This window comes from Serratia sp. NA_13 (assembly GCF_052691735.1).
The window spans coordinates 286,359-311,333 of sequence record NZ_JBQZFV010000003.1; the positions used below are offsets into that span (position 1 = coordinate 286,359).

A 24,975-nucleotide genomic window follows, 5' to 3' on the forward strand; every position below is an offset into this window, starting at 1 on the left:
TCAAACAGCGTGGTCCCGTCATCGCTGACTGCCGTTAAAGGCAACTCTGCGCATCCAGAATGTAATTATATTTAATAATAATAGGATACACCTGGTGGTACGTGCCGGGGAATGATGTGATGTTGTTTTAGTTGCGAACGCAAATGTTTGCAAACTGTGACTAGATTAACAAAAAAACCGCACGGGATGCGGTTTTCTTTACTTACTTTTACGCGGTGAGGTTGATTTAATTCATTAACGTCACATAAATTGCATTTTTTGCATGTATGACACCGTTAATAAAGGAAAAAATCCACATCAGTCATCAATATTGTCCATAATTTCATGCCGTTTATTATGATAACCCTCTTCGTTTAACCCCTCACGCCAGTAAGGTACGGCATAAAGCCGATTACGCTCACATTGACGATCGCGGCGCAGGAAGCGGCGCAGTTCAACCACCAGACGATCTTCACCGGCCAGCCAGTATTGGGTCTCGGCTTGCGGCTGCGGCAAGGCGCAAAACTGGGTAATCAACTCAGCGGTTTTCTCGGTGCCGCCAATGATCCAGCTCAACTCAAGGCCAGCAGGTTTTTTCAGCTCGATCACGTCGGCTGCGCTATCTACGCGGATAAAGGCATTGCCTTCGCTGTGTGCCGGTAGCCTTTCCAGCAAAGCCGCCAGCGCGGGTAAAGAAGCAGGATCACCGGCCAGGCAGTAGAAATCGGCCTCTGGCAGCATGGGTTTCGGGCCACCGGGGTTACTGATGCCAATTTTATCGCCTGCTTTTGCCGCGCGTGCAAAATCAACCGCCGGCCCACTGTGGTCATGAATGGCAAATTCAATGTCGACCTCCGCCAGCTCTGGACGCACTGCACGGATGGAATAGGTGCGAACAATGGGGCGTACCGCGTCAACTGCCCAGCGCGGGCCGTTTTCGGTCAGCGTCGGCAGATCCGGTTGTGTCTGGCCTGCAAGCGGTAGAAAAATCTTAATGTGTGCGGCGGCGGCGTTGGCCGGGTAATAGCGCAGGTCCGGCGCGGTGAAGGTGATACGGCGCAGGTGCGGGGTAATATCGCGAATGGCACTGACTGCAATCAGGTAGGGTGCGCGTGAGCGTGGGGCTTCGGTAGTCACGGGGTTCTCCTTATGTTCGTTTGGCGCTGAGTATATCATGCCATTTGATAATGAGAATTGTTTGCTGGTGGCGGTGATGACAACGGCAGCTACGTGCAAAAGCAGGCATTTTTACGACGGGATAACCTAATTGAGCGGCATTATCTCGTTATGCTTAGGTGCGGCATTTTACCTTTCGATATTATTGCTGCCGAGTACAAATACTTTTTCACTTTAAACCACGTGTGAAACTTGATTGCTCCATGAGAAAAGAATAAGGTCATTATTATCGCGGAAAGGGTTATAGAATTAATAAAATTCCGCACTCAATAATAAAGATGAACAGTGGTTAGGGAGTATGAGCAATCTTATTCCCGGGAGGTTGTTAAGGTGTTAACGCGAGATTTTCTGCAAAATGCGGATTGCAAAACAGCATTCGGTACCATTGAGGAGTCGCTGTTACTGACATCAGAGCAGCGTGCGGCCTCACTGGATTGTACTTTATCCCGCCGACCGGGTAACAGCCCGGTGTGGGTTTTCGGCTACGGTTCATTGATGTGGAACCCGGTGTTTGAACCCGAAGAGGTGCGACCGGCCACGCTGCAAGGTTGGCACCGTGCCTTCTGTTTGCGGTTGACTGCCGGACGTGGCACCTTGCATCAGCCGGGGCGTATGTTGGCGCTGAAAGAGGGGGGCGATACCACCGGTCTGGCATTTCGCCTGCCGGAGGCCAAGCTGCGCGAAGAGCTGGAACTGCTGTGGAAACGTGAAATGCTGACCGGCTGTTATTTGCCGACCTGGTGTGACCTCACCCTGTCCGATGGCCAGGTGGTGACCGCGTTGGTGTTTGTGATGAACCCGCAGCACCCGCTGTTTGAAGAAGATACTAGCCACCAGGTGATTGCCCCGTTGATCGCCAGCGCCAGCGGGCCATTGGGCACCAACGCCCAGTATCTGTTCTCACTCGATACCGAGCTGAAAAACCATGGCATGAAGGACGACGGCATTGGCGATTTGGTCAGCTATGTGCAGCAGTGGTTGCAACAGAATACCTCCGGCCCTGTTGCTGGAGAGGCGACGGCCTAATCCCTACACCCCGTTTTTAAAAGGCTCAACATGTTGAGCCTTTAGGTTGCTGACAAAGCAGGAAAAAGCGTGGTTTTTCCTGCTTTGTGGTGAGCAGCCAAAAATCAATAAATTGATTTTCCTGATTTTTGTTTATCGGCCTCTACTCGCTCTGGGCAGGAATGAGGTTTATCATCAGTCTGAGGCTCAACATGTTGAGCCTTTTGCGTTTCATATATCTAATACCTATATTTAATAACTTTATTCTGCATAAGCATTTAAGCCACAATTTTAAGATGGATATTTATCTCTTTGCTTTTAAAGAAATTGGTTATTTACAGACTAGAAAAAATGCTAACTCACAGCGCTGAAAAATTCACTTAGCATCAAAATGCATAACTAAAGGTTATTTCTTATTTGTCCCCTCACGGCAGACTCCGTATCACTGTGTTAACAATAATTGTTCGACCGGGGGAGTGGATGAACTTTCAACAATTAAAAATTATTCGGGAATCGGCGCGCTGTAACTACAACCTGACTGAGGTGGCCAACACTTTATTTACCTCACAATCAGGGGTCAGCCGTCATATTCGGGAACTGGAAGAAGAGCTGGGCATTGAGATATTTATTCGCCGCGGCAAGCGTTTATTAGGCATGACCGAGCCGGGCAAAGAGCTGCTGGTGGTGGCGGAGCGCATCCTGAATGATGCTAATAACATCCGCCGTTTGGCGGACGTCTTCAGCAGTAACGATTCTGGCCAGTTGCATATCGCCACTACCCATACCCAGGCGCGCTATAGCCTGCCGGGGGTGATTAAAGAGTTCCGGGCGCTGTATCCACGAGTGAGAGTGGTGTTGAATCAGGGCAGTCCCGAGGAAATCGTCGGCATGCTGGCTTCCGGCGAAGCCGATATCGGTATTGCCAGTGAGCGGCTAATGAGTGATGAGTCTCTGGCGGCGTTTCCTTATTACCGCTGGCATCACACCATTCTGGTGCCGGAGGGGCATGAACTGACCCGCCAGCCGCAGGTGACGCTGGAAATGCTCAGCACCTTGCCGCTGATTACCTACCGACAGGGCATAACTGGTCGTTCACGGCTGGATAGCGCGTTCAAAGCCGCTGGGTTAACGCCGGATATTGCCTTGAGCGCACAGGATTCAGATGTGATTAAAACTTATGTTGAACTAGGTTTGGGGGTTGGCGTTCTGGCGGATATGTCATACGAGAAGGAACGCGACCATGGGTTGGTCAGCCTTAACGCCGAGCATCTGTTCGAACCTAATACCGTTTGGTTAGGCTTGAAACGCAGTCAGTTACAACGTAACTATGCCTGGCGATTTATCCAGCTGTGTAACCCGACGCTGTCGCTAACCGAAATCAAAGACAAAGTATTTTCCTCACAGCTCGATACGGTGATCGATTACCAGATTTAATCGGAGGGAAGGTGACGGGGCAAAACGCGCCGCCCACTATGCCAGCTTACAGCGTGAATTACAGACCCGTTCACCTTACGTGGTGGCATTGCAGGGGCAAACGCTGGTGGCGCTGCGCGATAACATCAAAGACGCCAAAGTGGATATCGCCAACAGCATGCTGTCTCTGGATCGCGTGAGTAAATAGCCCGCCACGGCACGGCTTTTGCAGGATCGGTTTATTTAGCGAATCGGGGATCCTGTTATGAGCCGTAATCACGCCTTCCCGCCCAGCGCCAGTGAATTTTTGCTGGCCTCCAAGCGCTGTGAGATCACCGTGCTACAACAATTGTTGCAAATGGGGCAGTTGGTCGGCCGGGTTTGCCAACTGATCCACGTACTCCAACGGGAACGCGGTACCGTCAATATTTACCTGTGTTCACAGGGGGCACTGTTCGGTGAACGCCTGGCCGGAAGGGCGCAGGAAGTTGAGCAGGCCGAGCTGGCGGTGCAGCGCCAACTGATGCAGTTGGATGACAGCACCGCACCTCTGGCCAGCGCCAGCCGCCTGTTCAGCCGCATTGCATGCGCGTTGCATAAGCTTGCCGGCTTGCCCGTGCTGCGTTGCCAGGTGCAGCAACGCCAAATTCTACAGCCTGACGCCATGGGCACCTTTAATGAAGTTATTCATAGCCTGCTGGCGCTGGTGTTTGAAGCGGCGGATGCCTGTGCGGAACCCACCACGGCACGTGCGTTGATCGCCATGTTCAGTTTTATGCAGGGCAAGGAACTGGCCGGGCAGGAACGGGCAATCGGTGCGGCCGGTTTTGCCTCCATGCATTTCGATGAGTCGGCGCATCAGCAGCTACTGGTGCTCATCGAAGGGCAAGAACGCTGTTTTACTACCTTCAACGAGTTTGCCGATGAGCCATCGTTGGCCCAGTGGCGGCGTATGCAGCAACAAGATGACCGCGAGTTTGAGCGTCTGCGCCGTATCGCCTGTACCCAATTTCAACTGAGTAATAAAGCTGACACCAGTCTGCGCTGGTTTGAGATCACCAGTGCTCGTATCGATTTGATGAAACAGATTGAGGACCGGCTCGAGGAGGCGCTGATGGTCAGTTGCCGCCACAATCTGACGCAGGCTCAGCGCGCACTGGCTGCAGACGGTGCAGATTACGCGCCACAGCCGATGCGAGAAAGTTACGCGGTTTTTGTGGCTGCACCCTTGAGGGATGCATCGCCACTGGAGGGGGACGGCCTCCATCCGCGTCTGGGGCGCTCGATGCTGGAATTGATTCAGCAGCAGTCACAACGACTGCATGCGCTGTCGGAAGAACTGGCAACGGCGCGCGCGACCTTGAGTGAACGCAAGCAGATAGAACGCGCTAAGGCTCTGTTGATTCAGCATCGCGGCTTAACCGAGGAGGCGGCCCATCGACTGTTGCTGAAGATGGCGATGAACCAGAACCAACGGCTGATTGATATCGCCAACGCCATGCTGGCGGTGGCGGATATTCTGCCGCCTAGCGGGAATGCTCCCTAAGGAGTATATGCACACCATCAGTGCAGTTACTGCCTTTTAATTGTGCAAAACGCTACCTATAAGGTGTAGAGGTTAGCCCCGAATCACGCGAGAGCAGTATAGGGTGCATCTATCATCTCGGATGTGGCATGCCGTTTCTCTGTCAGCATCCGATATTAAAACCCTAAATAATTGGAGTTGCATCAAGGCGTGCAGCCAACACAGAGGCTGCTTCAAGTATGACGGGTGTGCATTATTGGCACGTAAGCTGCATTACTAAAACGTAACCCGGCCAATGGCGGTCGGGTTGCCAACAAGATTATGGATAAAGGCGTCCTTTCAGCATGTTCACCCCAACGGTGGAATGTGCTGATGGGACGCCTTTTTTATTTTATCGCCTGATTGAAGGACTTGCCGATGACGCACACCAAACCCTCCGGGTTTAACCTGACGCGCCGCCGATTTTTGGCCGGTAGCGCGGCACTGGGCGGCAGCATGATGTTGCCTGGCCTGATGAACGCCGCCTGGGCGGCAGGCTCTGACGCCCCGGAGAAAAAAGAGATCCGCGTGGGCTTTATTCCACTTACCGACTGCGCTTCGGTGGTGATGGCGGCAGTTAAACAGTTCGATCTGAAGTACGGCATCAAAATTATCCCCAGCAAGGAGGCCAGTTGGGCGGCGGTGCGCGACAAACTTTTGTCCGGTGAACTGGATGCGGCGCACGTGCTGTACGGCATGGTGTATGGCCTGCAGCTAGGCGTCGCCGGGCCACAGCAGGATATGGCGGTGTTGATGACGCTCAACAACAACGGCCAGGCGATCACGCTCTCCAACCAGTTAAAGCAGGCCGGCGTCAGCGATGCGGCCAGCTTGAAAAAAACCGTCGATGCCAGCGCCAAAGGCACCTATACCTTCGCCCAAACCTTCCCGACCGGCACCCACGCCATGTGGTTGTATTACTGGCTGGCCAACGCCGGAATTCACCCGTTTGACGACGTGCGCAATGTGGTGGTACCGCCGCCGCAGATGGTGATGAACATGAAAATCGGCAACATGAGCGGCTTTTGTGTGGGTGAGCCGTGGAACCAACGCGCAATTGCCGAGGACATTGGCTTTACCGCCGTGACCAGCCAGGAGATTTGGCCTGATCACCCGGAAAAGGTGCTGGGCACCACCGGCGACTGGGTGACGGCCAACTCCAATAGCGCTCGTGCGCTGACCGCTGCGGTACTTGACGCCGCACGCTGGATCGACAGTTCGGACGCCAACCGACAGGAAACTGCTCAGGTGGTGGCGGGGCGCGCCTACATCAATACCAAACCGGAGATCATTACCGGTCGCATGCTTGGCCAATACCAGAATGGGCTGGGCAAGTCGTGGCAGGACGCGCATGCGATGCGTTTTTTCCACGATGGCGAAGTGAGCTATCCCTATCTGTCTGACGGCATGTGGTTCCTGACCCAGCATCGCCGCTGGGGCCTGTTGAATGCCGAACCGGACTATCTGGCCGTAGCGAAGAAAATCAATCGCATAGAAAACTATAAGCAGGCAGCCAGCGCGGTGGGTGGGGTGAACCTGCCCACCGGGGATATGCGTCCCAGCACGTTGTTAGACGGCAAGCGCTGGGACGGTAGCAATCCGGCGGAATACGCCAACAGTTTCACTTTAAAGCGTTGAGGCGACCAATGAAAAATCTTGCTGAACGAATCGATATTCCTGCGTCATCCCGTGCAGAAATCAGTGCGGAAATTGTGCCGCTAAAGCGCCAGGTCAAGTCACCGCTGCCTCGTAAAACCCGCAGGGGGTTGCTGTTACAACAGGCTTTCCGCCGGGGCGTTCCCGCGGTATTCGGATTGGTGTTGACCCTTGTGGTCTGGCAGGTTGCGGCGCTTAACAGCAAGGGGTTCCCGACGCCTTGGGCCACCTGGCAGGCGGCACTGGTGCTGTTTGCCGACCCATTCTATTCCGCCGGGCCGAACGATCAGGGCATTGGCTGGAACGTACTGGCTTCGCTGCAGCGTGTGGCGACCGGTTTTGGGCTAGCGGCCCTGGTCGGTATTCCGGCCGGTTTTCTGCTGGGGCGTTTTGCGTTTCTGGCCAACATGCTCAACCCGATCATTTCACTGCTGCGCCCGGTCAGTCCGCTGGCCTGGTTGCCGATTGGCCTGCTGCTGTTCCAGCGGGCGGAGCCGGCTTCAACCTGGACCATTTTCATCTGCTCCATCTGGCCGATGATTCTCAACACCGCCGAGGGTGTCACGCGTATTCCGCAGGATTACCTCAACGTGGCGCGGGTGCTCAAGCTGTCGGAGTGGACGGTGATGCGCAAAATCCTGTTCCCTGCGGTGCTACCTTACGTGCTGACTGGCGTGCGTCTGTCTATCGGCATCGCCTGGCTGGTGATTGTGGCGGCGGAAATGCTGACCGGCGGTATCGGCATTGGTTTTTGGATCTGGAATGAGTGGAACAACCTCAACGTCGAAAACATCATTATTGCCATTATCGTGATCGGTGTGGTCGGGCTGTTGCTCGAACAGGGACTGATGTTATTGGCAAAACGTTTTAGTTATCCGAACCGCTAGGAGTACGTCATGAAACCGATTATTCAGGTCCAGAACGTCAGCCAGCGTTTTGCCACCCCGCAGGGGGAGTTTATTGCGCTGGATCGGGTGAGCTTTGATATTCAGGTTGGGGAAACTCTCAGCCTGATCGGCCACTCCGGCTGCGGTAAATCAACGCTGCTGAATTTGATCGCCGGGCTGACCTTGCCCAGCGACGGCGTGTTGCTGTGTGACAACCGGCAAATCACCGGGCCTGGCCCGGAGCGCGGTGTGGTGTTTCAGAACCATTCGCTGCTGCCGTGGCTGACGACTTACGAGAATGTGGCGCTGGCGGTGCATCAGGTGTTTCGTCATGAGATGACGCGCAGTGAAATGCGCGACTGGATTGAACACAACCTGGCGCTGGTGCATATGAGCCATGCGCTGGAAAAACGTCCGCATGAAATCTCCGGTGGTATGAAGCAGCGCGTTGGCATAGCTCGCGCATTGGCGATGAAACCCAAAGTGCTGTTGATGGATGAACCCTTTGGCGCCCTGGACGCGCTGACGCGTGCACATCTGCAGGACGCGGTGATGGAAATCCAGCAGCGGCTGCACACGACCATAGTGCTGATCACTCACGACGTTGACGAAGCGGTGCTGCTGTCAGACCGGGTACTAATGATGACCAATGGCCCGTCGGCCACCGTCGGTGAAATCTTGCCGGTGGCGCTGCCGCGCCCACGTTCACGGGTAGCGCTGGCGGATGATCCGCAATATCACCATTACCGTCGGCAGGTGCTGAAATTCCTTTACGAAAAGCACGCGAAAGCGGCATGAGAGCCAGACGATGGATAAACCCAGACTGGTGGTGATTGGTAACGGCATGGCGGGCATGCGGCTGGTGGAAACCCTTTGCCGGCTGCGGCCTGCGCACTATGCCATCACAGTGATTGGCGAAGAGCCGCGGGGTAACTACAACCGCATTCTGCTGTCGCCGGTGTTGGCGGGGGACAAAACGTTCAGCGACACCCTGCTGCATGACTATGACTGGTATCGGCAGCAGGGGGTGCAACTGCTGGCCGGAGACCCGGTATTGACGGTGGATCGGCAGCAAAAGTGGGTGAGTACTGCCCGGCATCGGTTGCCTTATGACCTGCTGGTGTTGGCGACGGGTTCACGCCCCTTGCGGCCACCGCTGCCGGGTGGGGCATTAAACGGCGTTTATGGCTTCCGCACCCTGGATGATGTTGAAGCGATGCTTAGCCGTTGCCGTCCGGGCCGGTCGGCGTTGGTGATGGGCGGCGGCGTATTGGGGATTGAGGCGGCAGCGGCACTGGCGCAGCGAGGCATGCGCGTCACCGTGGTACACCGGGGCGAGCACCTGATGGAACGCCAGTTGGACGCTCAGGCAGGGCGGATGTTGCAACATAACCTGCTGCAGCGTGGTATCGAATGCCGGTTGAACTGCGAAGTCAGCCGGTTTCAGGGAAACGAACAGGTGAATTCGGCTAGCCTGAGTAACGGCGAAATAGTGGCCTGCGAACTGGTGGTGATCGCCATCGGGGTGCAGCCGGAAATTAGCCTGGCGCAGGCCGCCGGACTGGCCTGTCGGCGTGGCATCGTGATCGACGACCAGATGCAAACGGCAGATCCGGCGGTGTTTGCCATCGGTGAATGTGCTCAGTTTGGCGAGGGCACTTTGGGCCTGGTGGCTCCCTGCTGGCAGCAGGCTGAACTGTTGGCGCGACGGCTGAGCGGGGAGTCGGTGGCGGGCTACCGACCAACGCCGTTGCATACCCGCCTGAAAGTCAGTGGCGTCGAGGTCTTTAGCGCTGGCGAAATGGTTGTCAACGGGCTCACCGAGGTTCATCACGCCGAAGATCCGCAGGCGCAGCATTACCGCCGCCTGTTGGTGCGTGACGGCAAATTACAGGGCGTGGTGTTGTATGGCGACGCTCAGGACAGCCCTTTTTATCTGCAGCAGCTTGGCCTGCCGGTGCAACACCCGGATGACTTACTGTTTGGCAGCAGCGAACCCCTGACGCCTGCGGCGTCTGACGAGAGGATATCTGATATGCACAAGCCCGTCTTGTTGGTTGCCGGTCACGGCATGGTCGGTCATCACTTCCTGGAACAACTGGTCACTCGCGAGCTGCATTTGCAGTACCACATTGTGGTGTTTGGCGAAGAGTCGGTGGCAGCTTATGACCGGGTACACCTGTCCGAGTTTTTCTCCGGCCGCAGTGCGGACTCGCTGTCGATGGTCGAGGCGGACTTCTTCGAACGTAATGGTATAGAGCTGCGCTTGGGGCAGGAGGTGTGCGCCATCGACAGACAACGTAAATGCGTGATGGATGCCGAGGGCCGTGAGACGGCTTATGACCGGTTGGTGCTGGCGACCGGCTCCTATCCGTTTGTGCCACCGATCCCCGGCAATGATCGCCCTGGCTGCCTGGTTTACCGCACGCTCGACGATCTGGCCGCAATCGCAGACTGCGCCAAAACCGCGCGCGTCGGGGTGGTGGTCGGTGGCGGCTTGCTGGGGTTGGAGGCTGCCAACGCGTTGCGCCAGCTTGGGCTTAACACCCATGTGGTGGAGTTTGCGCCGCGCCTGATGGGGGTACAGTTAGATGACGGTGGCGCGACCATGCTGCGCAACAAAATCGAGGCATTGGGCGTCAGCGTGCATACTGGCAAGCAAACTCAGGCGATTAGTGACGGTTCGTTACACCGTCACTGCATGAACTTTGCCGATGGTGAGCGCTTAGAGGCTGATTTAATCCTGTTTTCTGCCGGCATTCGTCCTCGTGACCAGCTTGCCCGTGCTGCCGAACTGGAAGTGGGGGCACGCGGCGGCATTGTGATCGATAGCCAGTGCCGCACCAGCGATGAGGCGATTTATGCTATCGGTGAGTGCGCCTTGTGGAACGGGCAAATTTTCGGCCTGGTGGCACCGGGCTACCAAATGGCACGCATCCTGGCCGATCGGCTGGCTGGCGGCGAAAACGTGTTCTGTGGCGCGGACATGAGCACCAAACTGAAATTGTTGGGTGTGGAAGTCGCGTCGATCGGTGATGCTCATGGTCACACTCCCGGCAGCCAGAGTTACACTTGGGTCGACGGCCCGGAGCAAGTGTATAAAAAATTGGTGATTGACGCGGACGGCAAGCGATTGCTGGGGGCGGTACTGGTGGGCGACAGTGCGCAATACAGTACGCTGCAGCAGATGATGCTAAATGACCTGCCGTTACCTGCCGTGCCGGAAAGCCTGATTTTACCCGCAACGGCAGGGGCTGCACCGAAAGCGCTGGGCGTTTCCGCCTTGCCGGCCACGGCGCAGATCTGTTCTTGTCATAACGTCAGCAAGGGCGATATCAGTGCCGCGGTGGAACAAGGTTGCGGCGATTTGGCGGCGGTCAAAGCCTGTACCAAAGCGGGCACCGGCTGTGGTGGCTGCGCGGCCTTGGTCAAACAGCTGATGGAGCACGAATTGCAGCAGCGCGGCGTGAACGTGAAGAAAGACATTTGCGAGCATTTCGCCTATTCGCGCCAGGAGCTGTATCACCTGGTCCGCGTCGGCAACATCCGCACCTTTGACGAGTTGCTGGCCCGGCATGGTCATGGGTATGGCTGTGAGGTGTGCAAACCGCTGGCGGGGTCGATTTTGGCTTCGTGCTGGAACGAATATCTGCTCAAGCCGCAGCACCTGCCGCTGCAGGATACCAACGATCGTTTTTTTGCCAATATCCAGAAAGACGGCACCTATTCGGTGGTCCCACGGGTACCGGCCGGGGAAATCACTCCGCAAGGGTTGATCGCCATCGGCCAAATTGCCCAGCGCTATCAGCTCTACACCAAGATTACCGGTGGCCAGCGGGTTGACCTGTTCGGCGCCCGGCTGGAGCAATTGCCGGAGATTTGGCAGCAATTGGTCGACGCCGGATTTGAAACCGGGCATGCCTACGGCAAGTCACTGCGCACGGTGAAATCTTGCGTCGGTTCCAGTTGGTGCCGCTATGGCGTGCAGGATTCCACCGCGCTGGCTATCGAACTGGAGCATCGTTACAAGGGGGTGAGGTCGCCACATAAAATCAAGATGGCGGTTTCCGGCTGTACCCGAGAGTGCGCAGAGGCGCAGAGCAAAGACGTCGGGGTCATTGCCACTGATAAAGGCTGGAACCTGTACCTGTGCGGCAACGGCGGCATGAAACCACGCCATGCAGATTTGTTTGCCAGCGATCTTGATACCGCAACGCTGATCCGTACGGTCGACCGTTTCCTGATGTTCTACATTCGTACCGCCGATCGCCTGCAGCGCACCAGCACCTGGATGGACAATCTGGAAGGCGGGCTGGACTACCTGCGTGAAGTGGTCTTGCAAGACAGCCTGGGGATCGGTAGCGAATTGGACGCCGAAATGGAAACTGTGGTCAGTCATTACCAATGTGAATGGCAAACCACGCTCGCCAGCCCGGATCGCCTCAAACTGTTCCGTCCGTTTGTTAACAGCGAGCAGCCGGATGAGGCCATAGTCTGGCAGGCGGAGCGCGGACAACGTCGCCCGGCGACAGCTGTGGAACGTGGGCAGATGATTGAGGTGCAACCGGCTGCGGCCGCCCAGGAACAGTGGCAGGATGTCTGTGCGCTGGCGGAAATCCCGGCCAACGCCGGTATTGCCGCCCGGCTGGGGCAGCGACAGATTGCGCTATTCCATCTGCCGGACAAGGGGGTTTATGCGTTGGCCAATCTGGAGCCGGACAGCGACGCCAACGTACTGGCACGCGGGCTGCTGGGTGACGTAGCCGGCGAACCCGTGGTGATTTCCCCGTTGTACAAACAGCGTTTTCGCCTGAGTGACGGCATCTGCGTGGATAATACCGGGCGTGCTGTCACCGTCTGGCCGGTGCGGGTCGAGGCTGGCCGCGTGTGGGTAGGCAGTACACCACTGTCGGTACAGGCCAAACGACCAGAAACGGCGGAAGTGACGTCATGAACGCCGTACATTGCACCACTTGCCCATACTGTGGCGTGGGTTGTGGGGTCGCCATTGAACAGCAGAACAATGGTGAGCTGGCGGTCCGCGGCGATGTGGCGCACCCGGCCAATCAGGGGCGACTGTGCGTCAAAGGTAGCGCGCTGGGTGAAACACTGAGCTTGACGGGCCGCTTGTTACAGCCGCAGGTTGATGGCCTGCCGGTTAGCTGGGATCAGGCGCTTGAGCAGGTGGCACAGCGTTTTAGCCAGATTATTGAGCAATATGGCCCGCAGGCGGTGGCGTTTTATGCCTCCGGCCAACTGCTGACCGAAGATTATTACGTGGCAAACAAACTGATGAAGGGATTCATCGGTGCGGCCAATATCGATACTAACTCCCGACTGTGTATGGCGTCGGCGGTGGTCGGCTACAAGCGGGCATTCGGCGGTGATGTGGTGCCCTGCAGCTATGAAGATATCGAACAGGCGGATCTGGTGATATTGACCGGTTCCAACACCGCCTGGGCGCATCCGGTGGTCTATCAACGGCTGGTGAAAGCCCGTAAGCTGCGCACGCAGATGCGGGTGGTGGTGATTGACCCGCGTGAGACGGCGACCTGCGATATTGCCGACTTGCATTTGCCGCTGCGCCCCGGCAGCGACGCGGCTTTGTTTACCGGGGGGCTGCGCTGGCTGGCAGAACAGCGGAAGCTGGATACCGCCTTTTTGCAACGGCATGCCAACGGCACCGAGGCCACGTTGGCTGCGGCGGTGGATTGGACCCCGCAGCGGGTGGCCGAGTTTTGCGAGCTGCCACTGAGTGCCGTGCTGGCGTTTTTCCACCTGCTTACCGCGTCCCATAACTGGGTCACGCTCTATTCGATGGGTATTAACCAATCGACCAGCGGTGCGGATAAATGCAATGCGATTATCAATCTGCACCTGGCGGGGGGGCGCATTGGCCGCGTGGGCAGCGGCCCGTTTTCAATCACCGGTCAACCCAATGCCATGGGCGGGCGGGAAGTCGGCGGATTAGCCAATCAGCTGGCGGCACATATGGCGTTCACCCCCGAGGATATCGACCGGGTACGGCGTTTTTGGCAGTCGCCGCGCATTGCTCAACAACCGGGGCTGAATGCGGTGGATCTATTCCAGGCGATTGCTGCCGGGCAGGTAAAGGCGGTGTGGATTATGGGCACTAACCCGGTGGTCTCCCTGCCGGATGCCGATGCAGTAAGGCAGGCGCTAAAACACTGCCCATTGGTGGTGGTGTCCGAAGTGATGGCGATGACCGATACCGCTGAGTTGGCGCATATCCGCCTGCCTGCACTGGCCTGGGGAGAAAAGGAGGGCAGCGTGACCAATTCCGAACGCTGTATTTCACGCCAGCGCGCATTTTTGCCGGCACCGGGGCAAGCCCGTGCCGACTGGTGGATCCTTAGCCAGGTTGCGCAGCGGATGGGGTATGGTGCGGCGTTTGGTTATCAACATCCTTCGGAGGTATTCAGTGAGCACGCGGCGCTGTCCGGTTTTGAAAATAACGGCACCCGTGCGTTCGATATCAGTCAGTTGGCGGGATGGGATCTACAGCAATGGTTGCAGATGGCACCGGTACAGTGGCCGGTCAATGCACAGCATCCTGATGGTTGTCGACGAATGTTTGGCGATGGGCGCTTTTTCCATGCCGACGGCAAGGCGCGACTGCTGCCGGTGACGCCACGCTTGCCGCACAATGCAGTATCAGCCGGTTATCCGCTGGTGTTGAACACCGGTCGCATACGCGATCAGTGGCACACCATGACGCGCACCGGCAAGGCATCGCGGCTGATGCGCCATTTGAGTGAACCCTTCTGCGAAATACACCCGCAGGATGCGGACAAACTGGGCATTGCCGATAGCAGTCTGGTTCGACTGAGCTCGCCCCACGGCTGGATGCTGGCGCGCGCGCAGTACAATCCGGGACAGCGGCGCGGTAGCCTGTTTGCTCCTATGCACTGGAACAATCAATTCACAGCACAGGGGCGGGTCGACAGCCTGATCCCACCGCTGGTGGATGCCGACTCCGGCCAGCCGGAAAGCAAACATGCGCCAGTGCGGGTCAGTCATTGGCCCACGAGCTGGCAGGCTGAGATTTTTATTCGTGCCGAGGTTGCCGCCCCCAAGGGGATCTACTGGAGCCGTGTCGCGCAGGATGATTTGACTCACTACATTATGGCCGGGCAGCAGCCGGTTGAAGACTGGCCAGCCTGGCTACGGCGGCATTTCTCGCTGGAGGGGCTGACGCTGCAAACGGCTCAGTTGGCCCAGCGTGGTCTGCACCTGATTGGCTGGCGGCAGGGCGAGGTGCAATTGGCGTTTTATGTCCGCCAACATGCCCCGGTGCTGGATCGTCCGGCGATCCTCCACGCCTTTGAGCAGGCTCCCAGCACCGGGGCGGAACGGCTGGCACTGCTGGCGGGGCGGGGGGCACCGGGTCAGTCAGCGGCGGGCTCCACGATTTGTAGCTGTTTTGGCGTAGGCGAGAATCGCATCATTGTGGCAATCGAGCAGGGTTGCCACAGCACTGAGGCATTGGGTGCCAGCCTGCAATGCGGCACTAACTGTGGTTCCTGCCTGCCCGAGCTGAAAAAACTGATTCAACAGCATACAGCCCAACGGGTGGCCTAGCGGAGGTGGTGAGATGAACAATATAGATAAACTGATGCTGGCCGGCGATCTGCGGCAGCCGGTATGCCGTGGTGAAGTGTGGCTGGTGGGGGCTGGTCCGGGTGACGCTGAGCTGCTGACGTTAAAGGCGCTACGGGTGATCCGACAGGCGGACGTGGTGGTGTTCGATCGTTTGGTTTCCCCGGCGGTGATGGCCCTGCTGCCGCCGGAGGCACTGCGTATTGACGTGGGAAAATCGATGGGTTGCCACACGCTGTCACAAAAGCAGATCGATCACCTGCTGGTCGAGTTAGCCCTGTCCGGTAATCGGGTCGTGCGACTCAAGGGCGGTGACCCTTTTATTTTTGGTCGCGGTGGGGAGGAGATGGCTGAGTTGCAGCGTCATGGCGTGGTTTGCCATGTGGTACCGGGTATCACCGCTGCCAGTGGTTGTGCGGCAGCAAGCGGTATCCCACTGACACACCGTGATTACGCGCAATCGGTGCGTTTTGTCACCGGCCATTGCCGCAATGGCGAGGTGAACCTGGACTGGCGCGCCTTGGTCACTGCAGGTCAGACGCTGGTGTTTTATATGGGGCTGACATTAAGCGAAACCATAGCTACGCAACTGGTGCAGCATGGCATGGCGGCACAGACACCTTTGGCAATTATTGAACGTGGCACGCTACCGCAGCAGCGGGTATTGATTGGGACTTTGGCCGAGTTACCGCTGTTAATTGCCCGTCAGCGGCCGGTGTCACCCAGCCTGCTGGTGATTGGCGAGGTGGTCAGTCTGTACGGCGCGCCGGCTGTTGTCACTGAGATACCGGTAAAAGTACCGACTTTCCAGGTCAGCCTGGTGTCAGGGTGAAGGGCCGATATCAGCGTTTGCCAACAGAACCAGCCAGCCGGCAAGCGCCAGATAAAGACCAAATGGCAGCGTATCCTGCCTGCCGGGTTTGCGCAGTAAACCGGTTAGCGCCGTCGCGCACAGCCCGACCGCTGCGGCACCGGTGACCAGCATCGGCAGGGCGGCCCAGCCGGTCCAGGCACCCAGTGCCGCCAACAGTTTAAAATCTCCCTGACCGATACCGTCCGTTTTCCGCCTGCGGCGATAGGCCGCATTGAGCAACCACAGTGAAAGATAACCGATGCTGGCCCCGGTTACCGCCTCTGTCAGCGAAACAAAATAGCCTTGCTGATTGACTAACAGCCCGGCCCATAGCAGCGGTTGGGTCAGGCGATCGGGTAATAGTCGGTGTTGCCAGTCAATGAGAGCCAGCGCCAGCAATATCGTTGCTACCGGCAGCAGCAATAACCGTTGCAGCAGTGGAATAGAGAAAGGCAGGGCTGCCAGCCCGGCACTGACGGCTATCAACATCACCCTGCGCACCCTCGGTATGCGGTACTGCGTCAAGCCTGGCGGCAGGGTGCTTATCAGCCGAGGGGCGAGGGTGGCGGGCAGTAACATGGCCGGGATAAACAGGCCACGAAACCAGAAATCGAGCTGAGGATTATCGAACATAAAAGCGTCCTTGCCGGTCTGAAATTAGCGTTCAAAATAGCGGCAAAAAGGGTTTCATGCAGAGCAAATGACTTACCGATTATCGGTATTGCGCAGGGGGTCGCAAGATGTTGTTAAATACCAGGTGAAATACACTGAAATTGCGAATTACTAAGCATAATCAATAGATTGATTTATTTTCGAATGTTAATGTGCGGTTTTTTTCGCCAAAATCAGCGATGAAATAAAGTGAATTTTCGATTTCAGCCGCAAGAGTTTCAGCGTTTTTCTGGCCATCACATCACTGGCTAAAATTATTGAGCTATGTATGACGTTGTCACCTGGTTGAATGAGGTTTATCTGATTGTTTCTGATGAGGAACCCACTAGACTTTAGGGTTCATGATGCAGTTTGGCCGTCCGGTGCCCGTTAGGGGGAAATATCGAGTAGCAAACTGCTCAACGTTTGGGTTGTCTGTCGTCTGGAGTGACGGCAGCAAAAAAAGGTTTATCTGCCTACCCCTCGGGATGAAGGGGCGGCGACGGTGTAATGACAGACGTTATCCATAAAGCGCGTTACCGATTGAGAAAAGTCGTTCAATTGTTCTTCTCACCCGCCAGCGGTTTACCAGCGGTGGGGCTGGCGTGGCTGGTTGGCGCGTTGCCCGCCTACGCCGAATCACCACCCGCACCGGACTCTGTGGCTCAGCAACCGGCCAACGATTTGCCGGAACTGGGCGGCAGTGCGTCGAGTGACGCGGAGCGTGAAAAAGAGTGGGCCACCATGGCCAAACAGCTGGGTGAACGTAACCTGAATAACGTTTCCAGCCAACAGGTGCGCACCCGCGCCGAGAGCTATGCCGTGGGGCAAGCCAGCAGCGTGTTGCAACAGCAGGCCCAGGAGCTGCTTTCACCACTGGGTAACGCCAAACTGTCGCTGGTGATGTCCGACCAGGGGGATTTTTCCGGCAGTAACGGCCAGTTGTTCAGCCCGCTGTATGATGTTAACGGCTTGCTGACCTACAGCCAACTCGGCCTGTTGCAGCAAACCCAGGGTTCGCTGGGCAACTTTGGTCTCGGCCAGCGCTGGGTCGCCGGTGATTGGTTATTGGGGTATAACACGGTGCTCGACAGCGATTTTGCACGTCAGCATAACCGCGCCAGCCTGGGGGCCGAAGCCTGGGGCGATTATCTGCGTTTTTCCGCTAACTATTACTATCCGCTGTCGGCGCTGGCGCAACAGAAGGATAACGCCCAGTTCCTCAGTCGTCCGGCGAGCGGGTATGACATCACCACTCAGGGCTACCTGCCGTTTTACCGCCAGATTGGCGGCTCGCTCAGCTATGAACAGTACTGGGGTGAGAACGTCGATCTGTTTGGCAGCGGCAAAAAGCAAAATGACCCGCGTGCCATGCAACTGGGGGTGAATTACACACCGGTCCCGTTGGTGACGGTGAAAGCGCTGCACAAAATGGGGGAAGGTGGGGTCAGTCAGGATCAGGTCGAGCTGGCGTTGAGTTATCGGCTTGGCGTACCGCTGGTGAAGCAGATTTCGCCGGAATATGTCGCTCAGGCCAAGTCGCTGCGTGGCAGCCGTTATGACAACATCGAACGGAAAAATGTGCCGGTGATGGCGTTTAAGCAACGCAAAACTCTGCAAGTGTTTCTGGCAACGCCACCCTGGCGTCTGCAACCGGGGGAAACCTTGCCGCTGGTGCTGGAAATCAAAACCACCAACAAAATTACCCGGGTCAGTTGGCAGGGGGATACGCAGGCACTAAGCCTGACGCCGTCGCAAAACAGTAACGATCCGCACGGCTGGAGCCTGATTGTACCGCAATGGGACGACTCACCGGATGCCACCAACCGATACCGCCTGTCGGTGACGCTGGAAGACGACAAGCAGCAGTTGGTGACCTCTAACTGGATCCAACTGCAGGTGACGCCACCGCTGACGGCCTCTGCTGAAGCTGATCACGGACTGCCACCGGCGAAAATACTGCAACCGCCCACTATTCCGGCGGAAACCGGGCCGTTGAACGGCAGTGATTAACCGTTTTTTCCCTGCAGCACCCAGACGGCGGCTTCAACGCGAGATTTCAGCTTCATTTTTTTCAACAGGTGTTTGACGTGCACCTTAACGGTGCTTTCGGTGATGGTCAGCTTGCGGGCGATCATCTTGTTCGGCAGGCCTTGGGCGATCAGCTTGAGAATGTCGCGCTCACGTGGCGTCAACTGCTGGATATCGCGTTCGGCACTGGGGCGGTTCTCACGCAGGCTGGCCGCCAGGATCGGCGTCAACGCCTCGCTTAACACCATCTGACCGGCGGCAGCCTGATGCAGCGCTTTCAGCAGTTCTTCCGGCTCCATATCTTTCAGCAGATAGCCGTCGGCACCGCGTTTTAGCGCACTGACTACGTCATCTTCTTGATTTGACACGCTAAACACCACAATGCGCCCGGAGAGCGCGATCATGCGCAGGCGATCCAGCGTTTCCAGACCATTGATGCCCGGCATGTTCAGATCGAGCAGGATCAGATCCGGATCATGCTCTTCGGCCAACGAGACACCCTGTTCGCCGTTGCCTGCTTCAGCGATTACCTGCAGGCGCGAATCCATGCCGATGAGCTGTTTTACGCCATTGCGCAGCATCGGGTGGTCATCAATCAGTAAAATAGTAGCGGCAGTTTCGGTGGTCATGGTTTCTCCCATTAGTCGATGGCGTGGTTGTCCGGTTTAAATACCACCCGGACTTCAGTGCCGCCGGTGCTGCGGGGTAAAATCTCGCAGTGGCCGTGCAGGCTTTTGGCGCGATCGCGCATGATTATCAGGCCGTAGTGATCGGGGCGATCGGTATCTGGCGGCAATCCGCAGCCGTTATCGCAGACGCTCAGAGTGACCTCGCCTCGTTGATTGACGACCTGAATACTCACCTGGCTGGCCTGAGCATGTTTGTTGATGTTGCTTAATGCCTCACGGGCAATCTGCAACAGGTGGATGGCCTGATAAGCGGGCACCGTACGCGGCGTTAACTGATAGTCGAGCTGGATGGCGATGCCGAGCCGTTGGCTAAACTCCTGCACCGTCGACTGCAAGGCGGCCAGCAGCCCCGGTTCCGTCAGCCGCAGGCGGAAGGTGGTCAAGAGTTCACGCAGCTGGCGGTAGGCGATGTTTAACTCTTCGCGCATCTGTTGTACCAGCGCCAGGTTGGCGGGTGAGAGTTCGGCACCCTGCATTTGCAGGCAACTGGTTTGCATCTTCAGGCATGACAATGACTGGGCGATGGAGTCATGCAGCTCACGGGCTATCGCTGCGCGCTCTTCCATCAGCATCAACTGCTGTTGATGATCCACCTGACGTTCAATCGCCAGCACGCTGGTCAACTGTTCGACCAAGGTACTCATCAATTGTCGATGCTCGTCATTCAGCGGGCGCTGTGGCGCATGTTGCGCGACAATCACCCCGTAATCCCCCAGCTTGTCACTCAGGCTCCAGCTTAACGAAGGGTGATCGGCTTGTTGCTGCTCGTCGTCGCTCAGGCAGGCGCTGCACACCGGGTTATTGCAATATTCCGGCCGCAGCGGCTGGTTGCCGCACAACTGGACAAACTGTTCCTGACTGTTGTTTTCGTACAGCCGAACCTGGATGGCGCGCAGTGGCGTCAGGGTTTGCAACTGATTGAGGATCGGCGTCAGGCGGCTGCATAAAGGCTCATTGGCGTGTAACTGACGGCTGGCGTGATACAAAAAGCTCAGCACCTGATTCTTTTGCTGCAAATCGGCGGTTTTTTCTGCCACCCGCTGCTCCAGCCCGTTGTACATGGTGGCCAGTTCGTCGGACATGGTGTTTAACGCGCCGCCGAGTGAAGCCATTTCATCCTGATGGCCACGCTGGGCAAAACGGCGGCTGAAATCGCCGCGACCCGCTGACTGCGCCATCGCCACCAATTGACGCCATGGATGCAGCAGACGACGGCGCAGGTAACAGATAGTCCCGACCAGCAGCAACAGCGTCAGCGCGATAAACACCGCCTGCACCAGCATCACCGTCAGCAGCCGACGTTCGGTATGGTGGTCGATATCCGAGACCAGCGTATCGAGCAGGGAAACAAAATGTATCACCTGCGGGGTTGCCTCCGCCGGTTGTCGGGCCGCCCGCAGCCTTGGCAGCAGGGTTTCTTGCCAGTAATTATCCAACGCCTGAAACTGTTCGGTCAGTTGCTCTTGCGTCACTGAACGCTGAAGATCGGGGCTGTTGGCATCCTGATCCAGCTCGCGGATCAGCGCTTCGCTGTGTGCATTCAACGGCACCTGAGCCAGCAGGCGATAACTTTGCATTCGCAGCGAACCGGCTTTGTTGATGGCATGTGCATTGCCCTGAATGCTTTGCGACATCCAGGCTGAAATGCTCATACCGGCCACGCCCAGTATCCCCAGCAGCAACATCAGGACGGCCACCTGGTTCACGATGGAAAGCGGTGCTAACAGGCGTTTCATAGGTTTTGGATCTCCGACGGCAGAGCAAGATATGGCTGGTAACCAGGGAACAAACGCAGGTGGTAATCAGCGGGTGTGGTAACGATCCAGCGTTATTTTTCATCATACCCGGCGATAACCCCATACCTCTAACGAATTACTCACTAGTTTCCTGTCTGCCTTGTCAGCCGCTGCCAGTGGCGCTGTGTAATCGCCAATGTATTGATTTTCAAGATTTTAAATCTATGCGGAGAGTTACTCATAAAGGGATGGTGGGGCTTTTCTGGCGGTAGGCTACCTGCATCCGGGTTGATTTACATCAACTTTGCCGTAGGGGGGGCCGCCTAGGGTGGGCGAAGTTATCATCCTGTGTCCGAGGTTTTTATGTCGCAATCTGCAACGTCATTATCAAAACAAACAGGCGCGGTTATTCAGGACTGGCAACCTGAGGATACCGCATTCTGGCAACAACGCGGCCAACGCATTGCCAACCGCAACCTGTGGATCTCCATTCCCTGCCTGCTATTGGCTTTCTGCGTCTGGATGCTGTTTAGCGCAGTCGCGGTCAATTTGAATAAGGTTGGCTTTAATTTCACCACCGATCAGCTGTTTATGCTCACCGCATTACCTTCCGTTTCCGGCGCTATCCTGCGCGTGCCTTATTCCTTTGTGATCCCGATGTTCGGCGGCCGTCGCTGGACGGCGATCAGCACCGGCCTGCTGCTGGTACCCTGCCTGTGGCTGGGGTTTGCGGTGCAGGACGCTACCACGCCCTATAGCGTGTTTGTGATTATCTCTTTACTGTGTGGTTTTGCCGGGGCCAACTTTGCTTCCAGCATGGCCAATATCAGCTTCTTCTTTCCAAAGGCCAGGCAGGGCGGCGCGCTGGGCCTGAATGGCGGCCTGGGCAACCTGGGCGTTAGTGTGATGCAGTTGGTGGCCCCACTGGCCATCTCTGTTGCCATCTTTGGCGCCTTTGGGGGGACCGGCCAGGTACAGGCTGATGGCAGCTCATTATGGCTGGAGAACGCCGCCTGGATTTGGGTGCCTTTCCTGCTGGTCGGTACGCTGGCAGCCTGGTTCGGTATGAACGATCTGGCGGCCTCTAAAGCGTCGCTGCGTCAGCAACTGCCGGTACTCAAACGCGGTCACCTATGGGTGTTGAGCCTGCTGTATCTCGCCACCTTTGGTTCCTTTATCGGTTTTTCCGCCGGCTTTGCCATGTTGTCCAAAACCCAGTTCCCGGACGTGGTGATTTTGCATTATGCCTTCTTCGGTCCGTTCCTTGGCGCTTTGGCACGGCCGGTGGGCGGGGCGCTGTCCGATCGCTTCGGTGGTATTCGCGTCACGCTGATTAACTTTGTGTTGATGGCCGTGTTTGCTGCCTTGCTGTTCCTGACTTTACCGGGGCCAGGGCATACGGGGTCGTTTATCGCATTTTATAGCGTCTTTATGCTGCTGTTCCTCACTGCTGGATTGGGCAGTGGTTCCACCTTCCAGATGATAGCCGTGATCTTCCGTAAAATTACCGTAGATCGGGTTAAGGCCAGCGGCGGCAGTGACGAAAGCGCTCAACGCGAAGCGGTTACCGATTCCGCGGCAGCCCTGGGTTTCATCTCGGCGATCGGGGCCGCAGGCGGCTTCTTTATCCCAAAAGCCTTTGGCACCTCCCTGGCGTTGACCGGCTCACCGGTGGAGGCGATGAAAATCTTCCTGGCGTTCTACGTAGTCTGTGTGCTGGTCACCTGGGTCGTCTACGGCCGTAAAAAATAGTTCACATATCCCCAGTTCCTCCCCGGCAGGGGAGGAACTATTTCCTGCCTTTGCCAGGTGAAGTTTTACTCCCTCAGTGAAATCCCTCTCGCTTTAGGTAATATTCTTATTATCGCACGCCATTTTTCCCTTTGTTTATATACCCGTCATCTTTCAAGTTGCAGCGTTCAAATCTGTTCCTGACAGATTTGCCGCTCACCCCAGGGACTTACTTGAGTAAGCGCCTGGGGATGAGCGAGTTGGCCGCCTAACTGCAACTTGGAAACTATAGGGTATAGGCCTCTCTCTCAACTGTGCTTTTCACTTTAGGTAGACGGATTTTTTTCTGTTGGTTATTTTTCATTTTTCAGTCGAATTCATTACGAAAATAAAACACTGTGTATGACCTATGGCGTGGTAATGAATTTTGGTTTTTTCGTTATTCAAAAATCATCCCATAAAGTTAACAATGATCCTTTGTATTTTGGTTCTATATTTTAACCTGGTGTCCCGTGAAGGATTAAATCAGACAACTCTCATTCTGTTTTGGCAGGCTTTTTGTAGGCTGTCTGGCAATCGGATTAGGTGGAAAAACAGGTGATATCCTTCGCTGACAAGATGAGATTTTACAATTTCACTTAAATAACAAATTTATAACATGGCTGTATTTTTATTTAAAAACAGCGAGTTGGCTGTATTTTATTGCCGGTAAACATGATAAGAAACCATGTTGCCAACAGGGAAATAATGTCATTCAAAGAATCATAACCTCCATTTGAGGAGGGATGTAAAAAATGAAATCAGCAAATTTTTATAAAAATAAATATCTGATGAATGCAACCTGTTGAGTTTACATTTAATTTCTTGAACATTTTTTCATATTTCTATACAAAGTGTGCAGGACAGGCACGCAAAGGAAATTAAAAGTGAATCTTGATAAAAGAATAAAGATTAGGAATCTAGATGTTCTGACACCGTCCAGGGAAAAGTTTCGCCTACGTTGGAAGGAGTATCAGATACTTTCACTTCTTGTCGCCAGGTCCCCAGAACTGGTTAGCCGTACAGAAATTATAGAAAACATATGGAAAGGAACTTATTGCTCAGATTCAACGATAAATCAAACAATTAAATCCATTCGCCAAAAAATAGGTGATGCTGAGCATACACTTATCAGAACCATTCCTCGTCTGGGTTATAAGGTGGAAAACAAGGCGGTTTTTCACTTTATTTCTGAAGAGGATGAATATGTCGCCGATGAAATATGGAATATCGAAAGTGATAACAATAAAGATATTCAAGCGGAACTTTCTGAAAGTGACAATAAAGATGATGGAGTTCTTACTGAAGAAATAGAACGGCCGGAGGAAGTTGCTGCTCCGGTTTCTTCGTCTGTCACGCCCGCAATGCTTAAAAATACGGCAATAAAAAACAAAGCTCCGGCTTCAGCGGGTTTTTTCTCATTTTCTGCCATTCGCGTGGTGAAATACCTGTCGGTATTCGTGTCATTGCTGGTTATTTCACATTTTTCATATGTGCTGGGTAACCAAACTCGCCCGCCAATTATCAATGATATTCAAAACAATACCCGCGTGGTACTCACTTTGACGCTGAACAATCCTTTGACCAAGGAGCCGCAAAGTTTGCTTTGTCTGTATCAGGGTGAAAATCTGGAGCAGGCGACCATTGAGTGTGTTGATCCCAAGCAGGGGAAGTTTAAACAGCCAGTGAAATACGATACTTCAGACGTAAAAGGCGTGGGTAAGATTAATCTTATATTGCCGGGAAAAACCATGGAGTATCAAGTTGCTTACGATGTTAAAAATTAGCTCCAGATGATATTTCACCTTTATCGATAATTTTACATTCGGCTAATATTTTTATTTCATTATTTGTTATTTGAAAGCTCGTTCTGTTTTGTCCAGTCTGGATTCCATGTTCTAACGCCAATTAGCGTCCTGCCTCATGGTGCGGTAGGGAATAATGG

General features: G+C 55.5%; 16 protein-coding genes. 12 read left to right on the forward strand and 4 right to left on the reverse strand.

All coding sequences use genetic code 11. The annotated features are described in order from the left end of the window. Positions 1–297 precede the first annotated feature (297 nt). Positions 298–1,116, reverse strand: coding sequence for a siderophore-interacting protein (locus ACUTSU_RS08045; RefSeq protein WP_445650552.1), 819 nt, complete (start codon positions 1,114–1,116; stop codon positions 298–300). 369 nt (positions 1,117–1,485) lie between these two features. Between ACUTSU_RS08045 and ACUTSU_RS08050 the strand changes: the two genes are divergently transcribed. From ACUTSU_RS08050 to cobA, 9 genes are all read left to right on the forward strand, one after another. Further along, a complete protein-coding gene (locus ACUTSU_RS08050; RefSeq protein WP_445650553.1) occupies positions 1,486–2,181 on the forward strand; it encodes a gamma-glutamylcyclotransferase in 696 nt (231 codons plus the stop codon). Between the two features lie 459 nt (positions 2,182–2,640). After that, positions 2,641–3,594: an HTH-type transcriptional regulator Cbl gene (gene cbl / locus ACUTSU_RS08055; protein ID WP_135316988.1), complete on the forward strand. Its 954-nt coding sequence runs from the start codon at positions 2,641–2,643 to the stop codon at positions 3,592–3,594. Positions 3,595–3,838: 244 nt separating this feature from the next. Beyond that, positions 3,839–5,119, forward strand: a complete 1,281-nt coding sequence (locus tag ACUTSU_RS08060; RefSeq protein ID WP_445650554.1) for a nitrate- and nitrite sensing domain-containing protein — start codon at positions 3,839–3,841, stop codon at positions 5,117–5,119. Between the two features lie 396 nt (positions 5,120–5,515). Further along, positions 5,516–6,775 (forward strand): CmpA/NrtA family ABC transporter substrate-binding protein, encoded by a 1,260-nt coding sequence (locus tag ACUTSU_RS08065; protein WP_445653993.1) that lies wholly within the window; start codon positions 5,516–5,518, stop codon positions 6,773–6,775. A gap of 8 nt (positions 6,776–6,783) precedes the next feature. After that, a complete protein-coding gene (gene ntrB / locus ACUTSU_RS08070; protein ID WP_445653994.1) occupies positions 6,784–7,680 on the forward strand; it encodes a nitrate ABC transporter permease in 897 nt (298 codons plus the stop codon). 9 nt (positions 7,681–7,689) lie between these two features. After that, the gene (locus tag ACUTSU_RS08075) at positions 7,690–8,478 is read left to right on the forward strand and encodes an ABC transporter ATP-binding protein (RefSeq protein WP_445653995.1); all 789 of its coding nucleotides are present in this window, start codon (positions 7,690–7,692) and stop codon (positions 8,476–8,478) included. A gap of 10 nt (positions 8,479–8,488) precedes the next feature. Continuing rightward, positions 8,489–12,634 carry a nitrite reductase large subunit NirB gene (nirB, locus tag ACUTSU_RS08080; RefSeq protein WP_445650558.1) on the forward strand — a complete coding sequence of 1,382 codons (4,146 nt, stop codon included), beginning with the start codon at positions 8,489–8,491 and terminating at the stop codon, positions 12,632–12,634. Further along, positions 12,631–15,282: a nitrate reductase gene (locus ACUTSU_RS08085; RefSeq protein WP_445653996.1), complete on the forward strand. Its 2,652-nt coding sequence runs from the start codon at positions 12,631–12,633 to the stop codon at positions 15,280–15,282. The genes nirB and ACUTSU_RS08085 overlap by 4 nt, the downstream gene beginning before the upstream one ends. Before the next feature lie 13 nt (positions 15,283–15,295). Beyond that, positions 15,296–16,132, forward strand: coding sequence for a uroporphyrinogen-III C-methyltransferase (gene cobA, locus ACUTSU_RS08090; protein ID WP_445653997.1), 837 nt, complete (start codon positions 15,296–15,298; stop codon positions 16,130–16,132). On the opposite strand, the gene ACUTSU_RS08095 is transcribed toward cobA, so the two are convergent. Further along, positions 16,124–16,786, reverse strand: a complete 663-nt coding sequence (locus ACUTSU_RS08095) for a prepilin peptidase (RefSeq protein ID WP_445653998.1) — start codon at positions 16,784–16,786, stop codon at positions 16,124–16,126. The genes cobA and ACUTSU_RS08095 overlap by 9 nt on opposite strands. Positions 16,787–17,314: 528 nt before the next feature. Here ACUTSU_RS08095 and ACUTSU_RS08100 point away from each other — a divergent pair. After that, positions 17,315–18,817: a YchO/YchP family invasin gene (locus tag ACUTSU_RS08100; protein WP_445650562.1), complete on the forward strand. Its 1,503-nt coding sequence runs from the start codon at positions 17,315–17,317 to the stop codon at positions 18,815–18,817. Here the strand turns inward: ACUTSU_RS08100 and narL are convergent. Together narL and narX are read right to left on the reverse strand one after the other, a co-directional pair. Next, positions 18,814–19,464, reverse strand: coding sequence for a two-component system response regulator NarL (gene narL, locus ACUTSU_RS08105; RefSeq protein WP_445650563.1), 651 nt, complete (start codon positions 19,462–19,464; stop codon positions 18,814–18,816). The two genes, ACUTSU_RS08100 and narL, sit on opposite strands and share 4 nt — an antisense overlap. An 11-nt stretch (positions 19,465–19,475) precedes the next feature. Next, complete coding sequence (narX, locus tag ACUTSU_RS08110) at positions 19,476–21,260, reverse strand: nitrate/nitrite two-component system sensor histidine kinase NarX (RefSeq protein WP_445650564.1); 1,785 nt, start codon at positions 21,258–21,260, stop codon at positions 19,476–19,478. A 363-nt stretch (positions 21,261–21,623) separates the two neighbouring features. Here narX and ACUTSU_RS08115 point away from each other — a divergent pair, with 363 nt between their 5' ends. Together ACUTSU_RS08115 and ACUTSU_RS08120 are read left to right on the forward strand one after the other, a co-directional pair. Continuing rightward, positions 21,624–23,012 carry a NarK family nitrate/nitrite MFS transporter gene (locus tag ACUTSU_RS08115; protein ID WP_445650565.1) on the forward strand — a complete coding sequence of 463 codons (1,389 nt, stop codon included), beginning with the start codon at positions 21,624–21,626 and terminating at the stop codon, positions 23,010–23,012. A 905-nt stretch (positions 23,013–23,917) separates the two neighbouring features. Next, positions 23,918–24,817, forward strand: a complete 900-nt coding sequence (locus ACUTSU_RS08120) for a winged helix-turn-helix domain-containing protein (RefSeq protein ID WP_445653999.1) — start codon at positions 23,918–23,920, stop codon at positions 24,815–24,817. The last annotated feature ends 158 nt before the right edge of the window (positions 24,818–24,975 follow it).